This is a genomic window from Erythrobacter sp. JB1-4 (genome assembly GCF_057365025.1).
Genome location: NZ_CP200292.1, coordinates 2610145 through 2635687, shown reverse-complemented (window position 1 = coordinate 2635687; position 25543 = coordinate 2610145). Strand labels below are relative to the sequence as shown.

Below are 25543 nucleotides of genomic sequence, written 5' to 3'. Positions count from 1 at the left end.
ATCCCGCTTTTAGTTGTTCGTGAGCGCTTCCCTCACTTGAGCAATTGCTTCCTCGCTGTCCCACTCATAGCCGCCAGCAACGCGCAAAAGCTCCTTGCCCTCTGCATCAAACAGCACCGTCACAGGCAAAAGTCCGCCATCGGAAAACTCAACAGCTAGATCGTTCTGAGGGTCAAGCCATTGTTCCAAGTGCTGAAAGTCGCGCTGTGCGAAAAATGGCTCCACAACATCAGCTCCGCGATTGTCTTGGCTGATGGTGAGCACCTTAAGCTCTCCATCCATCTCAGCGGCCAAGCGATCAAGTGCTGGCATTTCGACTACACACGGCACACACCAGGTCGCCCAAAGGTTGACCAGAACCGGCTGATCAAGCTCGCCCAGGTTAAGCGTATTGCCCTCAGGATCGCTGAACTGCAGCTGTGGCAACTGCGTCCCCGCAAAAGCGCGCACAATCTGACCCGGCAGCTGTGGCGGCGGTGGAGGAGCGGCATTTTCACCTGATGTAGTAGCGCTTTCTTGCGCGGGCGTCTCAGCGCCACTATCGCACCCTGCAAGAGCAAGGGCGGCAATGCCAAGGCAAGCAATTGAGCGGATCATGAGCGACTCCAACACTGAAAAAGGGGCAAGCGCCCAATCGAACTCTATGTGGGGCGGGCGTTTCGCTGATGGGCCTAGCGCGATTATGCGCGAAATCAATGCCTCAATCCCCTTCGACAAGGCGCTTTGGCGTCAGGATATCGCCGCTTCCAAAGCGCACGTGGCAATGCTGGCTGCGCAAAACATCGTCACGCACGATGACGCAAAGACTATCGCCGATGGCCTTAATCAGGTGGCGGCCGAGTATGAGGCCGATGGGGTTCCCGAAGACTGGGACCTTGAAGACATCCATATGACGACCGAGTCGCGGCTTGCAGAATTGATCGGACCTGCCGCAGGACGTCTTCACACCGCGCGCAGCCGCAATGATCAGGTGGCGACCGATTTCAAGCTGTGGGTGCGCGAGGCGATTGACCGGGCAGATGCAGGCCTCAAAGCGCTGCAAGTGACGCTCGTCACCCGCGCAGATGAGAATGCCGCATCCATCATGCCCGGCTTCACCCACTTGCAGACCGCGCAGCCCGTGACATTGGGCCACCATCTGATGGCCTATTACGAGATGATTGCGCGCGACCGCGACCGGTTTGCCGATGCGCGTCGCCGCCTTGCATTGTGCCCCTTGGGTAGCGCGGCTTTGGCAGGCACAGGCTTTCCGATTGACCGCGGTATGACAGCCGAAGCGCTCGGCTTTGATGGGCCCACGCATAACAGCCTTGATGCCGTCTCCGACCGCGATTTTGCGCTCGATTACCTCATGGCGGCCAGCCAATGTTCGCTCCACCTCTCGCGCCTTGCCGAAGAGCTCATTATCTGGGCGAGCCAGCCTTATGGCTTTGTTCGTATGCCCGATACGCTGTCGACCGGCAGCTCCATCATGCCGCAGAAAAAGAACCCGGATGCCGCCGAATTGGTGCGCGGGCACGCAGGGCGCATTGTGGGCTGTGTGACCTCGCTCATGATCTCGATGAAGGGCCTGCCGCTTGCCTATTCCAAGGATATGCAAAACGACAAACCGCCCGTGTTCGAGGCAGCGGGTTTGCTCGACCTTTGCATCGCCGCGATGACCGGAATGGTCGCAGACAGCACGTTTCACACGGACCGAATGCGTGAAGCCGCAGAGCTCGGATATGCCACCGCGACCGACCTTGCCGATTGGTTGGTGACTGAAGCGGATATTCCTTTCCGCGAGGCGCACCATATTACGGGGGCAGCAGTGAAGCTTGCTGAGACGCGAGGGATTGCCTTGGACGCCCTTCCATTGACGGACCTCAAAGCGATTGACGAGCGGATCGAGGAAAGCGTGTTTGATGCGCTTTCGGTTGATGCCTCTGTGGCTGCGCGATCAAGCTATGGCGGAACCGCGCCAGAACAGGTACGTTTGCAAATTAGCCGGGCGCGTGTTGCGCTCGGGATGGAGGCGTAATGAATAAGCTCTCTAAGCCCGTCGTCATAATCGGCTTGTGTACAGCACTTGCCGCTTGTGGTGCGCGCGCTCCGTTGGAGCCGCTTGCCAGCAACCAAGTGCCGCCCAAGCCTTATGGCGAAGGGGAAAGCCCCAATGTTGAGCAATTGCTAGAGCTGCCAACGCTTGCAGCGCCTGAACGCAGTGTTGAGCTGCGCCGCCGTTCAGAAGAGCGCGAAGATGATCCCTTTGACCTTCCTCCTGATGGAAGCCGTTAGACTGAGAAACCCCTGATCCTATGGACCATTTTGCAATTCGTGACGGCGTGATGCACGCCGAAGATGTACCCCTGCCTCGCATCGCGCAAGAGGTTGGAACGCCTGTTTATGTGTACTCGCGCGCGACCTTGGAGCGCCATGCCAAGGTGTTTCGCGACGCGCTTGATGGCGTACCTGATAAGCTCATCGCGTTTGCGGTAAAGGCCAATCCGAACCTTGCCGTGCTGAAGGTCTTACAGCGCCAAGGGTACGGCGCGGATGTGGTCTCCGTTGGCGAAATGCGCCGCGCCCTTGCGGCAGGGATTGCGCCTGAGAACATAGTCTTCTCCGGGGTTGGCAAGACCCGCTTGGAACTTATCGAAGGGCTCAAAGCGGGTATTGGTCAGTTCAACATCGAGAGCGAAGAAGAGGGCCTGGAGCTTGCCGAGGTTGCCCGCGAATTGGGGATGGAGGCGCGCTGCACCTTGCGGATCAATCCTGATGTGGACGCAGGCACGCATGATAAGATATCCACTGGCAAAGCGGACAATAAATTCGGCGTTCCCATCAACCAGGCGGGACAGATTTTTGGCAAGCTCGCGAATGAAGGCGGTGTCAACTTACGCGGTGTCGCCGTTCACATCGGCAGTCAGCTCTCCGAACTCACACCGCTCGAAAATGCCTTTGCTAAGCTTGGTGAGCTGGTCAAATCCCTGCGCGGCGCAGGCCACACAATCACCCATGTGGATCTGGGTGGTGGTCTTGGTGTGCCTTACAAGCAGGGCGAGGAACTGCCCTCCCCTGCTGAATATGGCGCGATGGTGGCGAAGGTCACGAAGGATTGGGGCGTTAAGCTCATCTTTGAACCTGGCCGCGTGATTGCCGGTAACGCAGGGGTGCTCTTAACCCGTGTCGTGCGCGTGAAACGTGGGATTAAGGACCCATTTGTGATCGTTGATGCCGCCATGAACGACTTGGCCCGCCCTGCGCTTTACGGGGCCTATCACGATTTCACGGCTGTGGAGCCCAAAGGCACAGATATGACCGCCAACATTGTTGGCCCCATTTGTGAGACAGGTGACACATTTGCCATGGGCCGGCTTTGCGACAAGCTTGAGGCAGGCGACCTTGCGGTCTTCCGCACCGCGGGCGCGTACGGGGCAACAATGGCTTCCTCCTACAATTCACGCGGCTTTGTTGCTGAGGTGTTGGTGGATAGAGAGAAGTTCGCCGTCGTCGCAGACCGCATCGATGCAAGCGCCATTATGGATGCAGAGCGCGTGCCGGAATGGCTGGACTGAAGCGCTAAAAATGAGCGAGCTTGCAAGCCTTCCCCTGTTCCACAACATTGCCGGGCAGCGGGTATTGGTGCTGGGCGACGGAGAAGCAGCCGAACCAAAGCGGCGCTTAGTAAAGCGCGCTGGAGGCGTCATCGAAGACGATCAACAGCGCGCCATCGACGAAGGTGTTCGCATCGCATTTGTCGCTTTTGAGGACGAGAAAGCGTGCGAAGTTGCTGCCATCAACCTTCGGTGTGCAGGGATGATCGTGAATGTGGTCGACAGGCCCGACCTTTGCGATTTCACCACGCCCAGCATCCTTGATCGCAATCCCGTGCTGATCGCAGTGGGCACAGGCGGTGCATCGGCCGGCCTTGCCAAACATGTGCGCCTCAGGCTTGAGCGGATTTTGCCGCAGAGCCTTGGCGCTTTGGCGCAAGGGTTGTTTAGAGCGCGTCCCTCGCTGCGCAGGCTCTATCCAGAAAGTGCCCAAAGACGCCGTGCCATCGATGAGGCTCTTCGCGAAGGTGGTGCGCTGGATGCATTAAGCGAAAAGTCTGCACAGCGAATTGGCGCGTGGCTCAAGGGCAAAGCGCAAGACATAACCAGTCACAAAGAGACGTTCACGCTCTCAAGCAGTGACCCGGAAGATTTAACAGTCAGGCAAGCAAGAGCTCTGGGCGAGGCCGATATCGTTTGCGCCGACCCGGAGATTTCTTCTGAAATTCTCGCCCGCGCAAGAGCCGATGCCATTAGGATACAGTGTGAGCACTCCAGGGACTGCGCTAGCGGTGCCTGCCCTTTGGCCAAAACTGAAGCGGAAAAGGATGGGCTCACCGTCGTTCTGCGGCATGCAGCGCCCTGACCGCACGCTATAAGCGTTTGCGCATTAAGGGGGTGGTGCGAGCCCTATGGTTGGGGGAAAAGAGGGCTCGCACCGGGGAAATTCGATATTGCCCTACGCCGCTTGGAGCAGCGGCGCTTCAACTTCGGCAAAGTAACGGGTCATTGCCTCGCGAGATTGATCGCTGAGCGCAATAAACGCACGGCGCTTGTCGTTGGGGTCTGCTTGACGCTCAAACACGCCGCAATCGACCAATTGCTTGATCCAGCGAAGCGCCGTTGTGGCGGGCACCATCGCGGCGATGCAAAGGCTGGTGACCGAGACGCGTTGCTTTTCACCATGCGCAGCGGTGAGATCGAGCAGCATGTCCCACGCAGGGTCAGCAAACAATTCGCCTTCGAAGAACTTTGCTCGGGCGTTCCTGCGAGCAATCAATGCACGCACCAACTTTGGATCAGGCAGATCGCTGGCGAAATCAACCAGGCTGTTTTGCGAGTTGGAAAGCGGCTCAATCGTGGCGGTCAGTTGGCTTGCTTGCGCGGCCATCGCGCCTTCATCTGACTTCCGTGCTTGCCCACCGTGTGGACCTGATAGCTTGTCGAGCTCATGCGCGATCGCGTCAACTTGGCGTGAGAGATACAGGAGGCTCAAGCGGTCTTCTTCTGTCATTTCGCGCAAACGCGAATTGCCGATTTGTGAAAGGGTTCTACCCACAGCAACAAGCCTTTCTGCCCGGCTGGCCCCAATGAGAATTTGCGGCTCTGATTGGTCAAGCGCGCTAAACACGCTTTCGAGAGCCTCAAGGGAAGTGGTCACAATTAAGTGCGCCCCTGCCCGGGCAATTCGCATATCGAGGCGGGCAAGCGCCGCCAGAGTGGAAGGTTCAGCATGGGGGCAATCGACCATCACCACATCGCCAAGTAGAGTTATCGGTCCATCCAAAAGATCACTCAAAGCCCCGCCTTTAACAGACCGGAAGCCAGCGCCAGAAAGATCCCTTTCAATCTCAGCGCGCATACTTGGCCGGTCGGCATAGATCGCAACCCGCGCCGGAAGACCGGATGCATCAGCAATGGTATCGTAAGAAAAATCTTCGGTTCTATCATCTGAATAGAGCATCGACTTGCCCCCCTTGTTGGAATAGAACAAGCATAGAACAAATAGTGATCAAGTCAAGATTATCAGCTATGCACCGGTTTTTTCAGACAAAGTTTGAACAATTGCATGGCTCCAAGCGACTACACTGGTGATGAATAAAACGCCGCCTCCTTCCTATGACACGAGATCGGGCAAAGCAGCCGACTTCCGCGGCGCTTTATGACGAATGGCTTGTGATGATGGCAAAGGCTGGTGATCGGCAAGCAGCAGAAAAGCTTTACAAAAGATGGAACCCGCGGCTTGCGCGCGCGGCTCGCCGCTATGGCATGGAGAACGAGAATGCGCGCGACTTGGCGCAGGAGTGTTGGGCTGCGATCTTCAAAGGGCTGAAACGACTGAACGATCCTCGGCGTTTTCGCTCATACGCGTTTGCAGTGCTGCATAGACGTGGCTCAGATCACGTCCGAAGAACACTGCGTGAGCGTGACGCTTTGGCGCAGCAAACCCGGGAACCAAGCCCCAGCCCTCAAGAAACGATAAGTGAACGTGCAGCCATCTCTCAGGCGTTCGAAAGCCTTGCGCCCACCTTGCGCGTTGCGGCTCATCTGCATTTCGTTGAAGGCCTCACCCTTAGCGAGATCGCGCAGGTCCAGAACATCCCCGAGGGGACCGCCAAAAGCCGCATTTTTCATGCGAGACGCAAACTCAAACACGCACTTTCCACCAATTCCTAAAAGGAGAACACCATGGCCGATTTAGATGACACGATTACCGACGCGCTGGATGACGACGATTATGCCTTTCTAACCAAGCTAGAGGCTGATCGCGGCATGTTTCAACAGATCGGAGACAGCTGGCAAGGACCTTTGGGTGGCTGGGCCAAGCTGGTTTTTGGGTTCACTGTTGCGCTTGGCATGCTGCTATTGTTTGTGATCTACCAGGTGGCCCATTCCACTGACAATGCGATCGTTCACGCGCTTTGGGCGATTGCCGCTTTGGCCGTCATCGTCATCATGGGTTTTACCAAGGAATGGATGTTTGCGCGCATGAACATGCTGACAATCCTGCGCGAAATTAAACGCTTACAGGTGCAGGTTGCGCTTCTTTCTGAAGAGAAAGACGGCGAAGATTAGGGCCGGATTTCGATGGGTGTGCCGTCGGGCACGATGCGCCAAAGTTCTTCGATCTCTTCATTGGAGAGCGCGATGCACCCATCGGTCCAATCCCCGCGCATGCGTCCGCGCTGCAACCCGTTGGGCTGGCCGTGGATGAAGATATCTCCGCCCGGCGAGCGGCCGTAGTGCGAGGCAAACTGGCGGTCGGCGGTGTTGGGATAAGAGATGCGCAGCGAGAGATGATACGCGCTTTGCGGGTTGCGCCAATCGATGCGATAGACGCCCTCTGGGGTGCGCTCATCGCCTTGAAAGCGTTTGTGACCCTGCGGGGCATCGCCAAACTGAAGCCCGCGATAGGCGCGGATCGGTTGGCCATCCTCATAAGCGACCAGGAGGCGCTCTGATTTGTCGACGATCAGATAATCGGCGATCGGGCCGGAGTAGGATTGACGCCTACCTGGAACCGAACGTGTGGCTGGTGGGCGCGATGCCACTCGAACTGATGGATCATAGCTGTACGCGCCGACCTCGCGGGAACTCTGCCCAGCTTCGGGACTGGCACAAGCTGCCAACAGCAGAGTTAAAATGATAGTGAAAGCACGAACCAACATGAGGCAAAGTGTATGCTGGTTGGCCTGTCCCTGCAATTGGGGCTGTTATCGCATGTCCCAGCTAAGGACTCTTTTACTTGCGGGGTTACCCCTCACCAAAGGTCAGTCCTCAAACGGATCGCGCATTAGGATCGTGTCGTCGCGCTCCGGGCTGGTAGAAACGAGCGAAACCGGGCACTCGATCAGCTCTTGGACACGCTGAATGTATTTGATCGCATTGGCGGGTAGGTCCGCATAGCTCCTTGCACCAACGGTGCTCTCGCTCCAGCCTTCCATTTCCTCGTAAATCGGCTCAACCGCTGCCTGATCGGCGGCGTGGCTAGGCAAGTAGTCATAGACATTGCCATGCAAGCGATAGCCGGTGCAGATCTTGACCGTCTCAAGCCCGTCGAGAACATCGATTTTGGTAAGCGCAATGCCGGTAACACCAGAGACCGAGCAGGTTTGGCGCACCAGAACCGCATCGAACCAGCCGACGCGGCGTTGACGCCCGGTGACGGTGCCAAATTCATGGCCGCGCTCACCGATGCCTTGGCCGATCTCATCGTCGAGTTCGGTGGGGAATGGTCCGCTGCCGACGCGGGTGGTGTAGGCTTTCACGATGCCGAGAACGAAGCCGGTGGAGTTAGGGCCAAGGCCGCTGCCACTCGCCGCTGTGCCGCTCACGGTGTTGGAGCTGGTGACGAAGGGATAAGTTCCGTGGTCCACGTCAAGAAGAACGCCTTGTGCGCCTTCAAACAGGATCTTTGCGCCTGCCTTGCGGACCTTCTTAAGCCGCTTCCACACAGGCTGAGCAAAGCGAAGCACAAAGGGCGCAATTTCGCGCAATTCTTCGAGCAATTTTGCACGGTCCACTGGCGGCTGATCAAAGCCCGCTCGAAGCGCATCGTGGTGAGCGCACAGACGATCAAGCTGAGGATCCAAACTGTCGAGGTGCGCCAAGTCGCACACGCGGATTGCACGGCGGCCAACCTTGTCCTCATAAGCAGGGCCAATGCCGCGTCCAGTGGTGCCGATCTTACCTTTACCCGCAGCCGTTTCGCGCAGACCATCAAGGTCGCGGTGAAGCGGCAGGATGAGTGGACAATTGTCCGCCACCGCCAGATTGTCAGCGGTGATTTCAACGCCCTGGCTTTCAAGTTTGGCGACCTCATCGCGCAAAGCCCATGGGTCGAGCACAACGCCGTTCCCGATCATGCTCATCGTGCCAGAGACAATGCCGGATGGGAGAAGCGAGAGCTTATAAACCTCGCCATCGATCACCAAGGTGTGGCCCGCGTTATGCCCGCCCTGAAAACGCACCACAGCGTCCGCGCGGCTAGCGAGCCAGTCGACGATTTTGCCTTTGCCTTCATCGCCCCATTGGGCGCCAATCACGGTGACGTTGGCCATGAATTTGCCAGCTTTCTGTTTCGGGAATGTGAGTTTTTTGTTTCGCAGCGCGGACTAGGCTCTGCAAAGGCCTAGGGCAAGCTCACAATGGTAGTGTTTGCCAGCTTTATTCGAAGCTCACAGCGCTCTCATCACATACGTTGACTTGGCCCACCTCAATCTCGCGCTCACTTGCGGTGATTGCGCGGAAATCAAACAGACAGGCATCAGAGCCGTCGGTGACTTCGATATTCCATTGTTGGTTCCGGGCAAGCGAACTGTCAGCCAGCTTGTCATCACCCCAGCCAATCGTGGCTGAGTTTGACCAATAGATGCTGGTAAGCGCCTCGCCGGTGTTGTTGAGAAGCGAGATGTTGCGGTTTGTCTCAGCACTTGCACCGGGCAAGCCCTTGCGAAAACCCGCGATATCACCGGGGCGCGCGATGCCTGAAGTTGGGCCCGTAGGCCCAGCCACAAAAGGCCCTTCTCGCCTGCCCAAAGCACCGCTAGAGCGCGCTTGGCCAAAGGCGATGGTGAGCATGTTTTTGTCATTGCCAAGGTTACTAACGCTAATTTGGTAGTCCTTGCACTTGCCCTGCGGGTCGATGGTAAACTGCGTTTTGTCGGAGAGATCATAATCGGAATGGACCGAACTTCCCGCGGCATCGGTCACGTCGAAATCAAGGTCAGTGCTCCCACCCCCACTCGCGCTAATGTCGGTGAGCGCGCAGACCTGAAGCGCAACCTTGGTCGCGGTGTTTGCGTTGATCCAATATTCGCCCTCCCCAATCTCACCCACACGCGTTGCGGGGTCGATCAAAGCGATCTCAAACGCGTTGTCCGCGTCACCGATATTGCTCACTGCAAGGGAATATGTCTCACACTCACCGTTTGCACGAAGCGTTTTGAAAGTTACATCGGAAAGATCAGCATCGCTGTGAACCTCATCGCCTCCACTATCGGACACGGTAAAATCCAGGTCACTCGCACCGCTTCCGCGCACCTCAAGCCGGCGCACTCCGCAAACAGGAAGGTCGACCAAAAGCTTGGTGTTTGCAGCAGCTGTATACGCGCCCGGTCCGCTTGTTTCAGCCGAAACGGTGCGCGGCTCTTCGCCCGGCGCAGCGGCATTGGCTAAGGTCGCCTCCAAACTCGTTGTCGGGGCATTGCCAGCAAATTTCGCAGGGTCAGCGCCCTCGGGCTCCACCACCAACATCATGGCGTTGTAAACCCCGCCAAGGTTGGTGACTTCAATCTCAAAGGTCTCACAGTTGGAGAGGAGGCCTTCAAGCTGAGCCACGGTCTCATCGGTTGTGCCATCATCTTCATGCACGATTCCGCCATCAGAATTACGGATGACAAAATCAAGATCGGTATCACCGTCGCCGCGCGCACTCACCCGGGCCGCTGTACCGCAGGCCTTAAATAAATGCTTTTCCGTGCTTTCGCCTTGAATCAGATACTTTTTCACACGCGTCGTACCGGCCATGACGGGTTCCAACACAACGGTGAAGTCGTTCTTCTCCTCACCCAAGTTGGAAACTGAGAGTGAAAATTGTGCGCATTGCCCGGCGTCATTTTCAAGGACGAGGCTGATGTAATCGTCAATGCCAGCGTCCGAATAGAGGCTTTCACCGTCTGGTGCGGTCACTTCAAAATCAAGATCGGTGCCCGTATCCCCTCGCACCGCAAGTTGGCTTTCGGCGGAACACACATCAAGATTGATCTCAAGCCTTTGTGAGGGCTCAACCGAATACTCATCGACAGCGGCGTGAACTGCATTTGAACCAACGGTGAAAATGGCCATGGAAGCCATCAGAGACGCTCGAAAAGTGACCATATAATCCACCGTGCACGAAGGAATGTTACCAGACCATGCAAGTGTATAGAGATTTGCTGGTGAATGACAGCTTGATCAGCGCTTAGATGCCGCAAGACGCATTCACTCCCGATACAATTTGCGACAGACAAAGACACACGACGAAGCGTTGAGAGGTTAAAGGGTTGCTTTAGGTCTGAAGCCATCCTCTTTTCTGCTCATGAATTCTGCACAAGGACTTGCGATGAAACACCCCACCGAAAAACGGACGTTTTCAACCCTTCGATTATCCTTGTTCGGCGCAGCAGCATGTGCCGCAATGCTTGCATCCTTTGGGTGGCAGACTTCTGCCAGCGCCCAATCCGATAACGGTGCGTCACCCGTCACCCCATCTTATGGCCACACGACCGGCTCAGTCATTTACGGCTCGCACCCACGCCAACAAATCGACATTTACGCGCCAGAGGACGCTGTCGATGATTTGCCCGTCATCGTTTTCGTGCATGGCGGTGGTTGGTCAATGGGCGACAATCGCTATGTCCAATCAAAACCTGCGTACTTCACCAATGCAAACTACATCTTTGCATCGGCTGGATACCGGCTTGTTCCATCGGTCACTGTAGAACAACAGGCTCAGGATATCGGCGCATCTATTCAGGCTCTGGTGGGGCAAGCCAATTTGGTGGGCATCGATCCAACCCGCATCGTCTTGATGGGCCACAGTGCTGGCGCGCATCTCGCAGCGCTCGTGGCAGCAGACCCGCAATATGCAGGCGCGGCTTTTGACGCGATCAAAGGCGTCATTCTTTTGGATGGCGCAGGGTACGACATCGAAAAACACATGGCCGCAGCGGGCCCGAGAAGTTGGCAGGTTTATAATCAAGCATTTGGCAACAAGCCTGAAAGGCAGGCTGAACTCTCCCCGCTGACACATGTGGGCGGTGAAGATGTTCCCAATTGGCTGGCATTATATGTTAAGGAACGCGGGGCGAGCCGCTCCCAATCGCAAGCCTTGGTGGGAGCTCTGAAAGCCGCCGGCGCAAACGCAAGCGCGGTGCCCATCGCAAACACCAACCACAGTCGTATGACCCGCGAAATGGGCACACCTGAAGGCGCTGCACAAACCGACGCAGTGGACGCTTTTCTTAACAAGATCCTTGGCTAGATCGCCTGTACCTCATTGCCGCGCAAGGTATGGGTACACCCCATTGCCGCCGGGTCTTCGTTGGTTGAAATCTGGCCAAGCACCCGGTGCCCTTGTCCGATCAACTCCCTGACGGCATCGGGATCATAATCGGGATAGAGATAAACCAACCAACACTCGCGCGAGATGGTTTCAGCAGCCTCTGCCAACCGATCAACATAAAGCGTGAAGCCGGTGGCTGCCTCTTCGCTGCCTCCGATCTTGTAAGTGCCCCCGCGCCCAACCGCTCCGCGCAAGCCCTCTGCATAAAGGGTAAATCCGAACCAGCTCTGATATTCAAAGCCATAACGCTCTGTTGGGTCGAGCGTGATGCGCGCGTCTTTACCCACGCGTTGGGCAACCGCCTCGAGACCGTCGAGCCTTGTTGCAAGGGCACCGCCCGCATCAAGCTCACGCAGCTTTAAAAGTGCATCTTTGAAGGGCCCGGTTGCATAGAGGAGCGGGAGATAGGCTTGCCCCCCTACATCCTTAAGTCCGCCTGCATCTTTCGTATCCAATTCACGGCGAATGGCCTCGATTGTGTCAGCGTCAAGCGACCCATCTTTAGCAGCGATCGTATCGACAAGATCAGGCAATGTGAAATCAACCGAAATGCCTTTGAGCCCTGCGGCCGTTAAAGCTTCAATTGCGACGTTTACGATCTCACTCACAGCGGCCACTGTGTCTGCACCGATCAACTCGCCGCCCAGTTGCAAACGCTCCCTTGCCGGGTCCAATTGGCTTGCCTTGATCACCGCAGTGTCGCCGCAATAGGCAAGCCTTAAGGGCCGCGGGGCATCGCGCATACTCGTGGCGGCAATACGGCCAATCTGCGGTGTGATATCGCTCCTGAGCGCCAATGTGCGAAGGCTGACCGGATCCGTCATACGAAACATGGCCTTAGTCTTCACGCCTTGCATACGGGCAGCAAGCGAGCTTTCAAACTCAAGCAATGGCGGGCGCACACGGTCATAGCTATGCCCGTGCAGCACATCGAGGCAGGCACGCATGGCTAAGGTGATCTGCTCAGCGCTTATCGGCAGGCGATCTTCGAGGCCCTCAGGCAAGAGGTCGGTGTTTCGGGTCATGGGACGGGCCCCTAGCCAATTCACCGCCCCAGCGCAAAGGCTTGAAATCACGCCGGGGCAGAGAAAATTGAGACTGGTTTAAAAGGACAGCCCCTTCACCATCTTAACGCCTTCAAGCTGCTCGGCTGCCGCGACCACGTCAGGCGCAAGCGCATCATCAAGGCTAAGCAGGAGGACAGCCTCACCACCAGCATCGCGGCGCCCTAAGTTGAACGTGCCGATGTTGATGCCGTGATCGCCAAGTAGCGTGCCGATGCGGCCAATGAAGCCAGGCTTATCGTCATTGACGACATAGAGCATGTGACCGTTCAGCTCAGCTTCAATGCCGATGCCGAAAATCTCAACCAGACGCGGCGCTTCATTGCCAAACAGCGTGCCCGCAACAGAGCGCGTGCCTTGGTCGGTCTCAACCGAAACGCGGATGAGGGTGTTGAACGCGCCATCGCGGTTCTGGCGGATTTCGCTGACCTCAAGCCCGCGTTCTTTGGCAAGGTACGGCGCGTTGACCATATTCACCGTGTCAGAATAGCGACGCATAAAGCCTGCGAGCACAGCGCCGGTGATCGGCTTGCCGTTAAGCTCTGCTGCTGCGCCTTCGCGCTCGATGCTGATCTTGGTGAGGTTGCCGTGGGCGAGCTGCCCGACCAGCGAACCCAGGCCCTCAGCCAATGCCATATAAGGCTTAAGCTTAGGCGCTTCCTCAGCGGAGAGCGATGGCATGTTAAGCGCGTTGGTGACGCCGCCATTTACGAGGTAGTCGCTGAGTTGTTCTGCCACTTGCAGCGCGACATTGACCTGCGCCTCGGTGGTTGAGGCTCCCAGGTGCGGGGTACAGATGAAGTTTGGCGCGCCGAACAGCGGGTTTTCCTTCGCCGGTTCTTCAGCGAACACGTCCAAAGCAGCGCCTGCGACATGGCCGCTTTCGAGGCAGTCTTTAAGAGCCGCCTCGTCGATGAGACCGCCGCGTGCGCAGTTGATGATGCGGATACCCGGACGCGCGCCTTCGAGGCGTTCGCGGCTGAGGATATTGCGCGTTTCATCGGTCAATGGCGTGTGCAACGAGACGAAGTCGGCGCGCTGTAGCAGGCTGTCGAGATCAACTTTCTCAATGCCAAGCTCCACCGCGCGGTCTTCGGTGAGGAAAGGATCGTAAGCGATGACTTTCATCCGGAGACCCTGCGCGCGGCTAGCCGCGATCGAGCCGATGTTGCCTGCACCGATAAGCCCAAAGGTTTTGCCGGTGACTTCAACGCCCATGAAGTCTTTCTTGGGCCATTCGCCAGCCTGTGTGCCAGTGTTCGCCGCAGGGATCATGCGGGCGAGCGCCATCATCATCGCAATCGCGTGTTCCGCTGTTGTGATCGAGTTGCCGAACGGCGTGTTCATCACCACAACGCCTTTGCCAGACGCATATGGGATATCGACATTGTCAACACCGATCCCTGCACGGCCAATCACCTTGAGATTGGTGGCGGCATCTAGGATTTCCTTGGTCACTTTGGTCGAAGAACGGATCGCAAGGCCGTGATATTCGCCGATGCGTGCCTTTAGCTCGTCGGGGCTCTCGCCGGTGATCACATCAACATCGCAGCCACGCTCTTCGAAGATACGCGCTGCGTTTGGGTCCATCTTGTCGGAGATAAGTACTTTGGGTTTGGTCATTGGATTATCCTTAGTGCGCTCCTGTGAAAACAGGAGCCCAGCATCTGGTGGTAAGATTTGGAGATCGACTCCTGCTTTCGCAGGAGATCACAGCCTAAGAGATCAACCGTTCTTGACGGCTTCGTAGGCCCACTCGATCCAAGGCAGGAGACGCGAAATGTCTTCTGCCTCGAGCGTTCCACCACACCAGATGCGAAGCGAAGGCGGTGCATCGCGGTAGCCATTGAAGTCATAGCCAACGTGACGCTCTTCGAGCATCTTGACGATTTTCTTGGGCACAGCTGCCTGATCTTCAGCCGAGAGACCTTCGTACCACTCGCCCGTGAACTGCATGCAAACGCCGGTATTGGTGCGTTTCGCCGGGTCAGAGACCATGTTCTTCAACCAAGGTTTGGCTTCGATCCAGTCTTTCACAATATTGGCGTTCGTGTTCGCGCGTGCAAACAGAGCCTCGCGCCCGCCGATCGACTTCGCCCATTCAAGCGCAGCGATATAATCTTCGGTCGCCAGAAGCGAAGGCGTGTTGATGGTCGCGCCTTCAAAGATGCCTTTGTTGATTTTGTCGCCTTTTTTCAGGCGGAAGAGCTTAGGCAGCGGCCAATCGGGATTGTAGCTTTCGATCCGCTCAACCGCTTTAGGTGAGAGGATGAGCATGCCGTGCTGAGCCTCTGAGCCCATCACCTTCTGCCAAGAGAAAGTGGTCGCATCGAGCTTTGCCCAATCCATTTCCATGGCGAAAACGGCAGAGGTTGCATCGTTGATGGTGATACCCTTGCGGCCCGGTTCCAACCAGTCGGTGTTAGGGATCATCGCGCCGGATGTTGTGCCGTTCCAAGTAAAGACAACGTCATTGTCTTGCGGAATGGTCGCAAGATCGGGGATCTCACCATAATCAGCGGTCAGCGTTTGCAGGTTTGGCAGTTTGAGCTGCTTTACCGCGTCCTGAATCCACACATTGCCAAAGCTCTCCCACGCAGCGACCGATGCCGGGCGCGCGGGATCAAGCATATTCCACATGGCCGCTTCCAAAGCGCCCGTGTCAGAGGCTGGCATAATGCCAACGAGGTAATCGTCTGGAACGCCAAGCAGTTCGCGCGTCAGATCAATCGCATATTTCAGGCGGCCTTTGGCGAGCGCTGAACGGTGCGAGCGACCGAGCGAATCTGTTTTCAACTTGTCGAGGGACCAGCCTGGAAATTTAACCGTAGGACCGGAAGAAAATTGTGGACGCTCAGGTTTGAGCGGCGGCTCGTGCAAGAGCCCACGTGCGTAGTCAGTCATGTATTCTCTCCTTACAGAGAGCTCGCGCGGCGTTGGGACCGCGTGGCCCGATGCCGCGTTTAGAGACCGCGCCTGACAAGTCAATGAACATTAGTGCGCAAATGGTGGAATGTGGTATCGCGAAGCTGAATCGCTTACATAAAGTCCCCCATGCAACCTTCCGATCTTCGAATTGCACTTTTCAGTGGCAACTACAATTACACCCGAGATGGCGCGAGATCAGGCGCTCAATCGTCTGGTGGCCACCCTTTTGAGCAAGGGTGCGAAGGTGCGTGTGTACTCGCCAACGGTGGCTGAACCCGACTTTGAGCCCACGGGCGACCTTGTGCATGTGCCCAATGTTCGCATGCCTGTAAAAGGGCGCGGCGAGTATCGTCTGCCCCTGAGGCTAGGCAACAAAGTCAAACGCGACCTTGTTAAATTTGAACCCAATATTGTGCACGTCTCATCGCCCGACCCCGCAGGGCACGCCGCACTTCGTTGGGCGCAGGAATACGATATCCCGGTGCTTGCCTCCGTGCACACCCGGTTTGAGACCTACCCGCGCTATTACAACTTGGCGTTTCTTGAACCGACAGTGGTCGGCATTCTCAGGCGCTTTTACAATCGCTGCGATGCTTTGGTGGCCCCATCACAAAGCATGATCGATGAACTGCTCACGATGAAAATGCATGATGACATCACCCTTTGGACGCGCGGCGTGGACCGCACGATCTTCGCCTCGGAAAAACGCGATCTGGAGTGGCGGCGCTCGATCGGGCTTGCTGACGATGACGTTGCAATCGTCTTCCTAGGTCGATTGGTCATGGAAAAGGGCCTGGATGTTTTTGCCGACACCATCATCAATCTTCGCAAGCGTCAGGTGCCCCACAAAGTGCTAGTCATAGGCGATGGCCCAGCGCGCGAATGGTTCGAAGGCGCGCTTCCCGGCGGTATTTTCGCAGGGTTTAAAACGGGCGCTGATCTGGGACAGGCACTTGCGAGCGGCGACATCTTCTTCAACCCGAGCGTCACGGAAACCTTCGGCAACGTCACCCTTGAAGCCATGGCTTCAGGGCTCCCCGTTGTTGCCGCAGGCGCAACGGGCGCCTCAAGCCTTGTTGCCGATGGCGAGACCGGACGGCTCCTCCCGCTGGTTGGCAAAAAGGGCGCGGAAACACCGTGCAGCGAGGCCTTGGCAGAAGCCATCGCCCCCTATTGCCTAGATGGCGACTTACGGCGCGCGCACGGCGAAGCAGGCGAAAAACGCAGCCTCGATTATAGCTGGGAGGCGATCAATATGGTTGTCGCAGAGACCTATATTCGCCTCGTCGAGGAACGCCGCGCCCTGCAAGAGGCAGAGGCGGCGGCCCCCGTTAAAGCGTAATTACCGCAGCACGCCATTTACATGCTGACGACGCGCGTAGATAAACAGCGCGATAGTGATGATCCAAATCGCCGCTGCAAAAGCGATGTGACCGCCCGTTTTCAATTCAGCAGGCATATCCGCCACGCCCCATTGGAAAATGGTCGTGCCGATCAGGCCCACGATTGAGATTGCAAAAGAATACACCGCAAACCGACTGCGGAAAAGCAGGAGCGCTGAGCCAATAAAACAGCCCCACACGCCAAGCGCCCAAACACTGGTCGCCCATGCAGGGAAGCTTGAATAAAACGCGATCTGATTGGCGGGCATATCCATGCTCTCAAGCACGCCCATATGCGTCATCGTGTAACTCATGACGCCGCCCGCATTCCAAAGCAGGCTCACTGCGCCGATAACCCAAAGGTGCCACGGCGTCTTGGCGGCAGCACGGCCACCCATATCCATTGTCGCTTCCATAATGATCCCCTCATATTGGACAGGTTGGAGTGTCCAATATGAGAGAATATCGCATTATGAGCCCGCTCGCAAATGGGGCAGCACGTCGAGGCGCAAATCGAGAAAGGAGGGGTCAGTTATCAAATGCGCTCAATACGCTTGGCCACCTCATCGATAATGTCGACAATCTGGTTCATCACACTCTGATTGAGCTTGCCCGCCTTCGCGCGGTTCTTGAGGACCGTGCCAAGGTTGCTCATCGCTCGGAAAAGATCGGGTGATTTTTCTTTAATCTTTTCAGTGCGCTCGCCGTGCTCACCAAGGCGCCCCATGAGTTCTGCGACTTCATCGGAACGCTCTTCAAGCTCAGCCTTGCCCGATTTGGTGGCTTTGAACGGCTTTTTGCTAGACCCTTCATCATCGCCGGTAGACTTAGATTTGGCGGGCTTAATCATGCCCTCCTCTTCGAGCATTTGCAGCGTTGGATAGACAGCCCCTGGAGATGGTGCATAGCTGCCGCCAGTCATATCTTCGATAGCGCGGATAAGCTCATAGCCATGGCGCGGTTCTCTTGCGATCAGCGCAAGGAGCGCCAAGCGCAATTCGCCAGTGCCGAACATCCGCCCACGGCGTTTGCGTTGCCGCTGAGGACCGTCGAACCAGTCTTGGGAATTTGCATTGGTTTTGGCTTGGCTTTGGGCCTGATCTTTCGCTTGGCGTCGCTTGCGGCGCTCCCCATTTTGCCAATCCGCGGTGGCCGATGCTGCCATCATGGCGAGCATAGGACCAAACTTCTCCCAGCCGCTGCGTTCATCGTTCCAAGACATGTCTCTTCTCCAGATATTTCTTATGAGACATAAGATATATCGTAGAGCTATCAAATCAAGGGTGCCCACTGTGTATTGGGGCGGGCGTATGGCATTTCCCGACGAACGGCGTATGCCGGTCTGCGAATGGCTGATTTGTTTGCAGATGAGCTCCCGCAAAGCGCTGAGGGGCATGGCGAAGAACCGCGAGACGACGCGCCTTTGGCTGACCGCCTGCGCCCGCGCGCGCTTTCCGAAGTTATTGGCCAAGAGCATCTGACCGGCCCCGAAGGCGCGATTGGGCGCATGGTCGCAGCGGGCAAATTGGCCAGCATGATCCTTTGGGGGCCGCCGGGCACCGGAAAAACGAGCATCGCGCGCCTACTTGCTGCAAGTGTAGGCATGCGTTTCCAATCGATCAGCGCGGTGTTTTCAGGCGTTGCCGACCTCAAAAAAGCCTTTGCGGAGGCCGATAAAATGGCGAGCGCTGGGCAGAAAACGCTCCTTTTCGTGGACGAAATCCACCGCTTCAACCGCGCGCAGCAAGATGGATTTCTGCCCTTCGTTGAGCGGGGGACCGTGACCCTCGTAGGGGCGACGACCGAGAACCCGAGTTTTGCCTTGAACGCTGCGCTTCTCAGCCGCGCGCAGGTGCTGATCCTTGAGCGATTGGGGCTCGACGCCTTGAGCGCCCTTCTCACTCGCGCAGAGGAGCTCGAAGGTCCCCTCCCCCTCACCGATGACGCCCGCGCCGCGCTTATCGCAAGTGCGGATGGCGATGGGCGGTTTCTCTTGGGGCAAGCAGAGACGTTTTATAATGCCAAGCTCCCCGAGGCGCTTGACCCCAAGGGTCTGAGCACCTTTCTTCAGCGCCGTGTCGCCGTCTACGACAAGGACCGTGACGGGCACTATAACCTTATAAGCGCGCTGCATAAATCACTGCGCGGGTCTGACCCGCAGGCTGCGCTGTACTACATGGCGCGGATGCTCACTGCGGGCGAAGAGCCGCTGTACCTGCTGCGCCGCCTTGTGCGGTTCGCGAGCGAAGATATTGGCCTTGCCGACCCACAAGCGCTCACCCAATGCTTGGCCGCGAAAGATGCGTTTCAGTTTCTGGGAAGCCCCGAAGGCGAACTCGCTATCGTTCAGGCCTGCCTCTATTGCGCCACCGCGCCCAAATCGAACGCGGCCTATGCCGCGCAAAAGGCCGCGTTCAAATCCGCTCGCGAAACTGGAAGCTTGATGCCGCCCGCCAATATCCTCAACGCGCCCACAGCGCTGATGAAAGATATCGGCTATGGAGAGGGCTATTCCTACGATCATGAGGCAGAGGATGGCTTTTCGGGCGACAATTACTGGCCCGATGAACTGCCGCCGCAGACTTTCTACGAGCCGGTCGAGCGGGGATTTGAGCGCAAAGTGAAAGAGCGGATCGACTATTGGAACCGGCTTCGCGAGGAGCGCGCCTCATGAGGGAATGGGACCACTTCTTAGCGATCGATTGGTCTGGTGCGAAAGGTGAACGGCATAAGGGCATTGCGCTTGCACTTGCCACCAAAGCGGGCGAAGCGCCGGTCTTAGTCGAACCTCCCAAAGGCGGCTTCTCACGCACCGATGTGATGGAAATCCTGCGAGATGATCTGCCGGTCAACACGCTCGTTGGGATCGATCTTGGCATCTCCCTCCCCTACAATGATTGCGGCGCGTTCTTCCCCGGTTGGGATCGCTCCCCCAGAAACGCAAAGAAGCTCTGGGCGCTGATCGACGCAATTTGCGATGCAGAGCCGCATTTGGGCGCAAACAGCTTTGTGACGCACCCTGATGCGCGCAAATACTTCCGCCATGGTAAGAATGATGAGGGTGAGCACTTCCACCTCCCCGATGCGGTAAGCAAACAGGGGCGCTTTCGCGAGGCGGAGATCGCGCAGTGGCGGCAAAAGTGCCGCCCGGTGAGCAATTTCAACCTCGTGGGCGCTGCACAAGTGGGCAAAAGCTCGCTCACGGGCATGCGAATGCTGCACCAGCTTCGCGGCGACCTGCCCGTTTGGCCGATGGACAAAATCCCAGACAAGCGGATGCACAAAGGCGGCTCAATGCTGTGTGAGATATACACAGGGCTCGCCTCGCGCGAGGCCGCTGCCAAAAGCGGATCGCGCACCAAGCTCCTCACCTATGCCGATCTCAATGCAGCGCTCGTTGCATTGGGCTCCCAGCCGGTCGATGAGGTGGGCGAGATCGACGACCATTCATCCGACGCCATCCTCACCGCCGCATGGCTGCGCAAAGCGGCGGGTGAGGAAAGGCGCTGGGAACCGCGCGCGCTCACCGCCGAAATCGCCTGGACCGAAGGGTGGACGTTCGGGGCGTTTTAGGTTTGCGCTTGCCCATCCGGGCAAGCGTCCTCGCTAGACGTCCTACGCTCCGCTCCGGACCCGCTGCGGGCGCACGGTCGTGCTTGCGATGCCTGCAGCATCGTTTGGGTAGCTTTACCGATACATCTTGGAAAGCGGATCGCGGCGTTGTTTGCGGTAGCCGGTCTGCTTTAGGTCATCGAGCATCGCTTGACGGCGCGGGTCGACGTCGCTTGGCAATTGGCGCGGTTCTTCTTGGCGCTCAGGTTTACGCTTCTCAGTCCCATAGATCATATCGATGGTCTTCAAATTGTGCTCATTGATCATGTCAGGGATCAGGAACGCATCGATCAGCCACCAGAAAAACGTGACCACAAAACCGACAACCGAAAGCGACAATAACAGCTGCACCACACCCGATCCGGTCTTACCCGCATAAAACCGGTGCACACCCAGCCAGCCGAACAAAATCCAAAGGAGATACGCCACCCCTTTGGATTTCTCATTCTGTTCAAATACGATCTGTTTGCGCTTTTGGTCGTTCATCGCTCCGGTCCCTAATTGACTGCTACGATGTATCTTAGCACTCCAGTTGGCAAGCGTATCACAGCCCATTGTGGAGCCTCTTCGATGAATGGCAAACGAGGTTCTGCCAATTCAATGCAATTGGAGACTAGACATCATGCCCCCTTTGCGGCTAGCGGGCCCTCTCGCGCAGACGATGCAGTGAATCGCGTTTGTCAGCGCCACGAAAATGGGCCGGCTTAGCTCAGTTGGTAGAGCAGTTGATTTGTAATCATCAGGCCGCGGGTTCGACTCCTGCAGCCGGCACCATACAACCATCCCCCACACACGAAACCAAAGCTACGGGCTAATTCGCGCTCGTTCCAGCAGACTTCGTGAGCGCACCGGTATGACCTCTTTATCTGTCATCTTGCGCACAGCGGTCAGTGCCTGTGCATCTTCGGCTATGCCAAACCAAGTAAAGTAAACGCGGGGATGCGTTACCAACATATTGGTATAAAGCCCGCAGGCCGGACCGAAGCGCTCATCATAGACGGCGCTATCGTCATAAGGTGTCACGATTGTATGCACACGCCCCCCGCCAGACCATCCTTCAGATCAGCGATTAATTCGGCGTCATAATCTGAATTGTCGGGGTAGGAATTGTTGACCAATACACCCGGTTCAATGCATCCGACCACTCCGTCGGCATGTTCTAAAACGCCCTGTTCGTCTGCACCGATATAAGCGATGTGGCGAGCGCCCTTTTTGGTCAGTCAAAAAGAGCCTCGCGCCCGCTTCGGATAGATCATTATCGGCAAGAAACTTGCGGGAAACGACGACCATGCCCGTGAAGTCATCAAAAAATCTCCTCCACCATTAAGAAGGTCGATTTCGAAAAAACTCAGCGTAGCCTTAGCCGCAATATCGACGAAGACCTTTTGCACATCATCAGCGGCGTACTGTCCTGTTCGTCTCTCGTCCTGGCCTTCGGCTGTATAACGAAACATCACAGGCACTGCAGCATTCGACAGACTAAAGTCGCGGGCTCAAATATCCTTTTGAGGAGCTATGGCGACGCGGGCCTCACCCAAAGCATCAACATAGTGCGAATGCGATGCGTGATCGGTCAGGACGAGAAAACAAACGCCTACCCATAGTCAACTCTCAATGACACCTGAGCTTTAGCTTCGCACTCCCGAGAGGAAGCCTAAGCTTGATCGAAGTTGATGTATTCTTCTCCAGTAAGGTCGAAGGGCACGCAACTCAACAATCCCAGCGTGAGAAAGATACATCACCATCAACCTCGCAACCGCGTCTGGTCCAAAAAGCGCTTTTGCAAGTGGGCATTGCCGGTTATTCAAGACGCATGGGTTGCGGGGAGTGTGAAAACGAGCGCCTGAAAGGGCACAAATTCTGCAGCAATTGCGGAATGAAGCTCGCGTCTGCGCCCGCGCCGCAGACAGCCGCTGAGACAGAACGCCGCCAGATCACTGTAGTTTTCTACGACCTCGTGGGGTCTACAGCCCTATCTAACAGCGTTGAACCAGAGGATTTTCGCGAAGCGATATCGAATTTTCATGCCGTGGCCTCAGAAGCAGTGCGCCCCTTTGACGCTTTTGTAGGCGCGCATGTTGGGGATGGTGGCATCCTTTATCTTGGTTACCCGGTTGCGCGCGAAGACGCAGCCGAATGCGCTATCCTCTCCGGCCTTGCTTTGATCGAGGCGGTCTCGAAAATCACGCTTCCCGATGGGAGAAAAGCCGCAGCGCGTGTTGGCATTGCAACCGGAACCAGCGTCGTCGGGCGCATCGAGGAAGGCGACACCGGCAACAGCGCTGTTGGTCAAGTCACAAGCCTTGCAGCGCGGCTGCAGTCCCTTGCAGAGCCCGGTCAATGCGTAATCGCAGAACGCACCCGAAAGCTTGTCGGTGAGTTGTTCCAGCTCGATGATCTTGGTCTTTTAGAGGCGAAAGGCTTCGCCGCTGATGTAAACGCTTTTGCGGTGGTAGGCCGCAGCGGGAAAGACCGGTTTCTCGCGCTTCGAAGCGGCAGTCCCAAATTGGTCGGACGCGAAGAGCAAAAGAAAGAGCTGCGGCAACGATGGGAAGAAACACTCAGAGGTAACGGCCAAGCCTGTATGGTCATAGGCGAAGCGGGAGTGGGCAAATCGCGCCTGGTTACCGACTTTATGGACTCGCTTGACCGAGACGAGGTATTCCTCTTGCCCTGCTCATGTGCGCCGCACAGCCAACAATCAGCGCTGCGCCCCTTCATTAGCCGCTTCCGCTGGGTCGCAGGCGCCAGAGATCATCAGACCCCCCGTGTCAGGAAACCTTCAACAAGAGCTTCGCGCCTGAAACGACACAATTGGATTGGCACCTGATTTGCCGAACCATTGATCTTGATACGCCCGAGCCCGAAGAGGTCAAATCCATGACCTCAAACCAGCTGCGCATCGCGACAATCGATGCAATGATCCGGCAGTTTCTGCTCCTCACAAAACATCGCCCTGTCGTTTTATTGATCGAGGACATGCATTGGGCCGATCCCAGTTCGCGCGATTTGGTCTCCAAAATCACCTCAGCTGGCGACCTTGGCCGTGCGATGGTAATTTTGACCAGCAGACCGGAAATTGATGATGTTTGGGACTTTGAAGACGGGGTCGACCGGATTGATTTGCCGCCGATGAGCGAGGAAGAATCCCACCTCCTGATCAATCAAGTCCTCGGAAAAGAAGCGTCGCCTTCGTTGGTCCGCGCTATCGCTGAGCGGGCTGGCGGGATTGCGCTGTTTGTCGAGGAATTGACCCGCGGGGTTTTGGAGGCCGACGCGCATGGTGCAAGCGATAAGGCGCGCGCCCTTGATTTGCAGAGCAGCTTTACACTGCCCGAAACCTTGCAAGACTCATTATTGGCGCGGCTTGACCAATTGGGGGAGGCCAAACGCATTGCCCAAATCGCATCTGTCGTCGGTCGCGAATTCACCCCGCAAGACCTTGTGAAAGTCGCGCCCGATTTGTCGCCGTTAATTGAGCGCGGTTGTAAGATACTCTATGATTCAGGACTTACCGTAAGCCTTGCAGAAGATAGCGACCACTTCCAATTTCGCCACGTATTGATCCAGGAAATCGCCTATTCCACCCTCGTTCGCGGTGAGCGGCGCGAATACAATGCGCGCCTGCTAGAAGCGCTTGAGCAAGACGATACGAGCGATGCCCCAATCGATGCGGAACGCTGGGCTCACTATGCAATGGAAGCCGGCCAACCAGCAAGGGCGCTCCATTATTGGATCCTCGCTGGACAAGATGCGCTGTCGGTCTTTGCAATGAAAGAAGCCGAGGCACGGCTTCGCCGGGGGCGCGAATTCATCAATCAGGTCGGTGACCCGCACGAGCGCGCCCGTCTTGAATTGGAATTGCTTTTGACCCTTGGAAAGGTGCTTTTGTCGCAAGTCGGCCATGCCAACCCCGAAACGGGCAAGGTTTTCGAGCGGGCCAAAATCCTCGCTGAACAAAGCGGGGACCGCGCCAAACTCCTTGCATCGATGCATGGTCTTCAAGCGTATGACCTTCAACTCAGCCGCATCCAGGCAACCCAGGAGCGCGGCGACGAGATGCTTCGGCTGGCACATACCTTCAATGACGACGCATGGCGTCTCATCGGATATCGAAGCCGCGGTATAGCAAGCTTTCCGCTTGGCGATTACCGGCAATGCGCTGAAGACCTTGAGGCTGGCATTGACTTACTCCACCGCACAGGTGCGGGTTTTGCGCGTGATTTGGTTGCAGACGACTTGCTGGCAGCCATGCAAATTTACGCGTCATGGGGGCTGATTTATCTGGGCGAAACACAGCGCGGGCGCGCGCTGTTCGATGCAGCTTTTGAGCGCGCTGCTCAGATCAAGCAACCTTACACGCGCGCCTTTGCCATGGTTGGACGCAATTACTGCCGTCAGATGCTGGGCGAATTTGACGGCCTTGAAGAGGATATCAACGCATGCATTGCTCTGTGTGAAGAGCATGAAATCTATTATTTCCTGCTTACAGAGCGCGTGCATCTTGCGCATTTGCGCGCCCTTCAAGGCGCGGGCGACGGCGCACAGCAACTGCACCAAGCCATCGAAGGATATCGCCAAACGGGCAGCATCGTCTATCAGCCGACATACAAGCACTGGGAGGGCCTTGCTTGGCTTGCTCAAGGCGATCTCGAGAAAGCGCGCGAAGCCAATGAATGGTCAATCGAAACCGCGCAGCAATACAGTATGAACCATATGATGACTGAATATTATGGTCTCAAAGCAGTGCTCGACCATAAACAGGATAGAACAGACGATGCACTAGAAGCTGGCGCCTTGTCTAAGAAATGGGCAAACGAACAAAGTGCAGTTCTTTCTGAAAAACTGGTGCGCAAACTCTGGGAAAGTCACGATTTTTCGATTATGCTGACCGCTTAAGTGTGCGGCTGCAGTGAA

General features: G+C 56.7%; 24 protein-coding genes, 1 tRNA gene and 1 pseudogene. 13 read left to right on the top strand and 13 right to left on the bottom strand.

The genetic code is table 11. From position 1 onward, the window contains the following. Positions 1-9: 9 nt before the first annotated feature. Positions 10-597 (bottom strand): TlpA family protein disulfide reductase, encoded by a 588-nt coding sequence (locus tag AC0V61_RS12165; protein ID WP_486157893.1) that lies wholly within the window; start codon positions 595-597, stop codon positions 10-12. A gap of 46 nt (positions 598-643) precedes the next feature. Between AC0V61_RS12165 and argH the strand changes: the two genes are divergently transcribed. The 4 genes from argH to AC0V61_RS12145 are packed head-to-tail and all read left to right on the top strand — an operon-like array spanning position 644 to position 4401. Further along, complete coding sequence (argH, locus tag AC0V61_RS12160) at positions 644-2020, top strand: argininosuccinate lyase (RefSeq protein WP_486159539.1); 1377 nt, start codon at positions 644-646, stop codon at positions 2018-2020. Further along, positions 2020-2277 (top strand): hypothetical protein, encoded by a 258-nt coding sequence (locus AC0V61_RS12155; protein ID WP_486157891.1) that lies wholly within the window; start codon positions 2020-2022, stop codon positions 2275-2277. Before argH ends, AC0V61_RS12155 begins: the two co-directional genes overlap by 1 nt. 20 nt (positions 2278-2297) lie before the next feature. Further along, on the top strand, positions 2298-3557 hold the full coding sequence (gene lysA, locus AC0V61_RS12150; protein ID WP_486157889.1) for a diaminopimelate decarboxylase: 1260 nt from the start codon (positions 2298-2300) through the stop codon (positions 3555-3557). Positions 3558-3567: 10 nt separating this feature from the next. Further along, on the top strand, positions 3568-4401 hold the full coding sequence (locus AC0V61_RS12145; RefSeq protein WP_486157887.1) for a precorrin-2 dehydrogenase/sirohydrochlorin ferrochelatase family protein: 834 nt from the start codon (positions 3568-3570) through the stop codon (positions 4399-4401). Positions 4402-4494: 93 nt separating this feature from the next. On the opposite strand, the gene AC0V61_RS12140 is transcribed toward AC0V61_RS12145, so the two are convergent. After that, positions 4495-5499, bottom strand: coding sequence for a MarR family transcriptional regulator (locus tag AC0V61_RS12140; protein ID WP_486157885.1), 1005 nt, complete (start codon positions 5497-5499; stop codon positions 4495-4497). 155 nt (positions 5500-5654) lie between these two features. On the opposite strand from AC0V61_RS12140, the gene AC0V61_RS12135 reads away from it, so the two are divergent. After that, positions 5655-6212: an RNA polymerase sigma factor gene (locus AC0V61_RS12135; protein ID WP_486157883.1), complete on the top strand. Its 558-nt coding sequence runs from the start codon at positions 5655-5657 to the stop codon at positions 6210-6212. A 12-nt stretch (positions 6213-6224) separates the two neighbouring features. Next, entirely contained in the window at positions 6225-6611 is a 387-nt protein-coding gene (locus tag AC0V61_RS12130) for a DUF6768 family protein (RefSeq protein ID WP_486157881.1), read from the top strand. Here AC0V61_RS12130 and AC0V61_RS12125 read toward each other — a convergent pair. From AC0V61_RS12125 to AC0V61_RS12115, 3 genes are all read right to left on the bottom strand, one after another. Beyond that, positions 6608-7204, bottom strand: a complete 597-nt coding sequence (locus AC0V61_RS12125; protein WP_486157879.1) for a L,D-transpeptidase family protein — start codon at positions 7202-7204, stop codon at positions 6608-6610. The two genes, AC0V61_RS12130 and AC0V61_RS12125, sit on opposite strands and share 4 nt — an antisense overlap. A gap of 102 nt (positions 7205-7306) precedes the next feature. Beyond that, positions 7307-8596, bottom strand: coding sequence for an adenylosuccinate synthase (locus AC0V61_RS12120; protein WP_486157877.1), 1290 nt, complete (start codon positions 8594-8596; stop codon positions 7307-7309). A 106-nt stretch (positions 8597-8702) separates the two neighbouring features. After that, positions 8703-10391 carry a hypothetical protein gene (locus tag AC0V61_RS12115; RefSeq protein WP_486157875.1) on the bottom strand — a complete coding sequence of 563 codons (1689 nt, stop codon included), beginning with the start codon at positions 10389-10391 and terminating at the stop codon, positions 8703-8705. Between the two features lie 247 nt (positions 10392-10638). On the opposite strand from AC0V61_RS12115, the gene AC0V61_RS12110 reads away from it, so the two are divergent. Beyond that, positions 10639-11559: an alpha/beta hydrolase gene (locus AC0V61_RS12110; protein WP_486157873.1), complete on the top strand. Its 921-nt coding sequence runs from the start codon at positions 10639-10641 to the stop codon at positions 11557-11559. On the opposite strand, the gene AC0V61_RS12105 is transcribed toward AC0V61_RS12110, so the two are convergent. The 3 genes from AC0V61_RS12105 to AC0V61_RS12095 form a co-directional block, all read right to left on the bottom strand. Next, complete coding sequence (locus AC0V61_RS12105; protein ID WP_486157871.1) at positions 11556-12665, bottom strand: ATP phosphoribosyltransferase regulatory subunit; 1110 nt, start codon at positions 12663-12665, stop codon at positions 11556-11558. The genes AC0V61_RS12110 and AC0V61_RS12105 overlap by 4 nt on opposite strands. 78 nt (positions 12666-12743) lie before the next feature. Next, positions 12744-14327, bottom strand: a complete 1584-nt coding sequence (gene serA, locus AC0V61_RS12100) for a phosphoglycerate dehydrogenase (protein WP_486157869.1) — start codon at positions 14325-14327, stop codon at positions 12744-12746. 102 nt (positions 14328-14429) lie between these two features. After that, positions 14430-15608, bottom strand: coding sequence for a phosphoserine transaminase (locus AC0V61_RS12095; RefSeq protein WP_486157867.1), 1179 nt, complete (start codon positions 15606-15608; stop codon positions 14430-14432). 150 nt (positions 15609-15758) lie between these two features. On the opposite strand from AC0V61_RS12095, the pseudogene AC0V61_RS12090 reads away from it, so the two are divergent. Further along, positions 15759-16974 (top strand): annotated as a pseudogene (locus AC0V61_RS12090) (glycosyltransferase family 4 protein). Here AC0V61_RS12090 and AC0V61_RS12085 read toward each other — a convergent pair. After that, positions 16975-17430 (bottom strand): hypothetical protein, encoded by a 456-nt coding sequence (locus AC0V61_RS12085; protein WP_486157865.1) that lies wholly within the window; start codon positions 17428-17430, stop codon positions 16975-16977. Between the two features lie 119 nt (positions 17431-17549). Beyond that, complete coding sequence (locus AC0V61_RS12080) at positions 17550-18236, bottom strand: PadR family transcriptional regulator (RefSeq protein ID WP_486157863.1); 687 nt, start codon at positions 18234-18236, stop codon at positions 17550-17552. Positions 18237-18362: 126 nt separating this feature from the next. Here AC0V61_RS12080 and AC0V61_RS12075 point away from each other — a divergent pair, with 126 nt between their 5' ends. Continuing rightward, positions 18363-19688: a replication-associated recombination protein A gene (locus AC0V61_RS12075; RefSeq protein WP_486157861.1), complete on the top strand. Its 1326-nt coding sequence runs from the start codon at positions 18363-18365 to the stop codon at positions 19686-19688. Beyond that, complete coding sequence (locus AC0V61_RS12070) at positions 19685-20587, top strand: hypothetical protein (RefSeq protein ID WP_486157859.1); 903 nt, start codon at positions 19685-19687, stop codon at positions 20585-20587. The genes AC0V61_RS12075 and AC0V61_RS12070 overlap by 4 nt, the downstream gene beginning before the upstream one ends. 114 nt (positions 20588-20701) lie before the next feature. Here AC0V61_RS12070 and AC0V61_RS12065 read toward each other — a convergent pair whose 3' ends face one another. Beyond that, complete coding sequence (locus tag AC0V61_RS12065) at positions 20702-21112, bottom strand: TM2 domain-containing protein (RefSeq protein ID WP_486157857.1); 411 nt, start codon at positions 21110-21112, stop codon at positions 20702-20704. 212 nt (positions 21113-21324) lie between these two features. On the opposite strand from AC0V61_RS12065, the gene AC0V61_RS12060 reads away from it, so the two are divergent. Continuing rightward, positions 21325-21400: transfer RNA gene (locus AC0V61_RS12060), tRNA-Thr, on the top strand. Positions 21401-21430: 30 nt separating this feature from the next. Here the strand turns inward: AC0V61_RS12060 and AC0V61_RS12055 are convergent. Together AC0V61_RS12055 and AC0V61_RS12050 are read right to left on the bottom strand one after the other, a co-directional pair. Further along, entirely contained in the window at positions 21431-21661 is a 231-nt protein-coding gene (locus AC0V61_RS12055; RefSeq protein WP_486157855.1) for a hypothetical protein, read from the bottom strand. A gap of 185 nt (positions 21662-21846) precedes the next feature. Next, positions 21847-22080 carry a hypothetical protein gene (locus AC0V61_RS12050; protein ID WP_486157853.1) on the bottom strand — a complete coding sequence of 78 codons (234 nt, stop codon included), beginning with the start codon at positions 22078-22080 and terminating at the stop codon, positions 21847-21849. A gap of 422 nt (positions 22081-22502) precedes the next feature. Here AC0V61_RS12050 and AC0V61_RS12045 point away from each other — a divergent pair, with 422 nt between their 5' ends. Together AC0V61_RS12045 and AC0V61_RS12040 are read left to right on the top strand one after the other, a co-directional pair. Further along, on the top strand, positions 22503-23456 hold the full coding sequence (locus AC0V61_RS12045; RefSeq protein ID WP_486157851.1) for an adenylate/guanylate cyclase domain-containing protein: 954 nt from the start codon (positions 22503-22505) through the stop codon (positions 23454-23456). 50 nt (positions 23457-23506) lie between these two features. Continuing rightward, complete coding sequence (locus AC0V61_RS12040) at positions 23507-25525, top strand: ATP-binding protein (protein ID WP_486157849.1); 2019 nt, start codon at positions 23507-23509, stop codon at positions 25523-25525. The last annotated feature ends 18 nt before the right edge of the window (positions 25526-25543 follow it).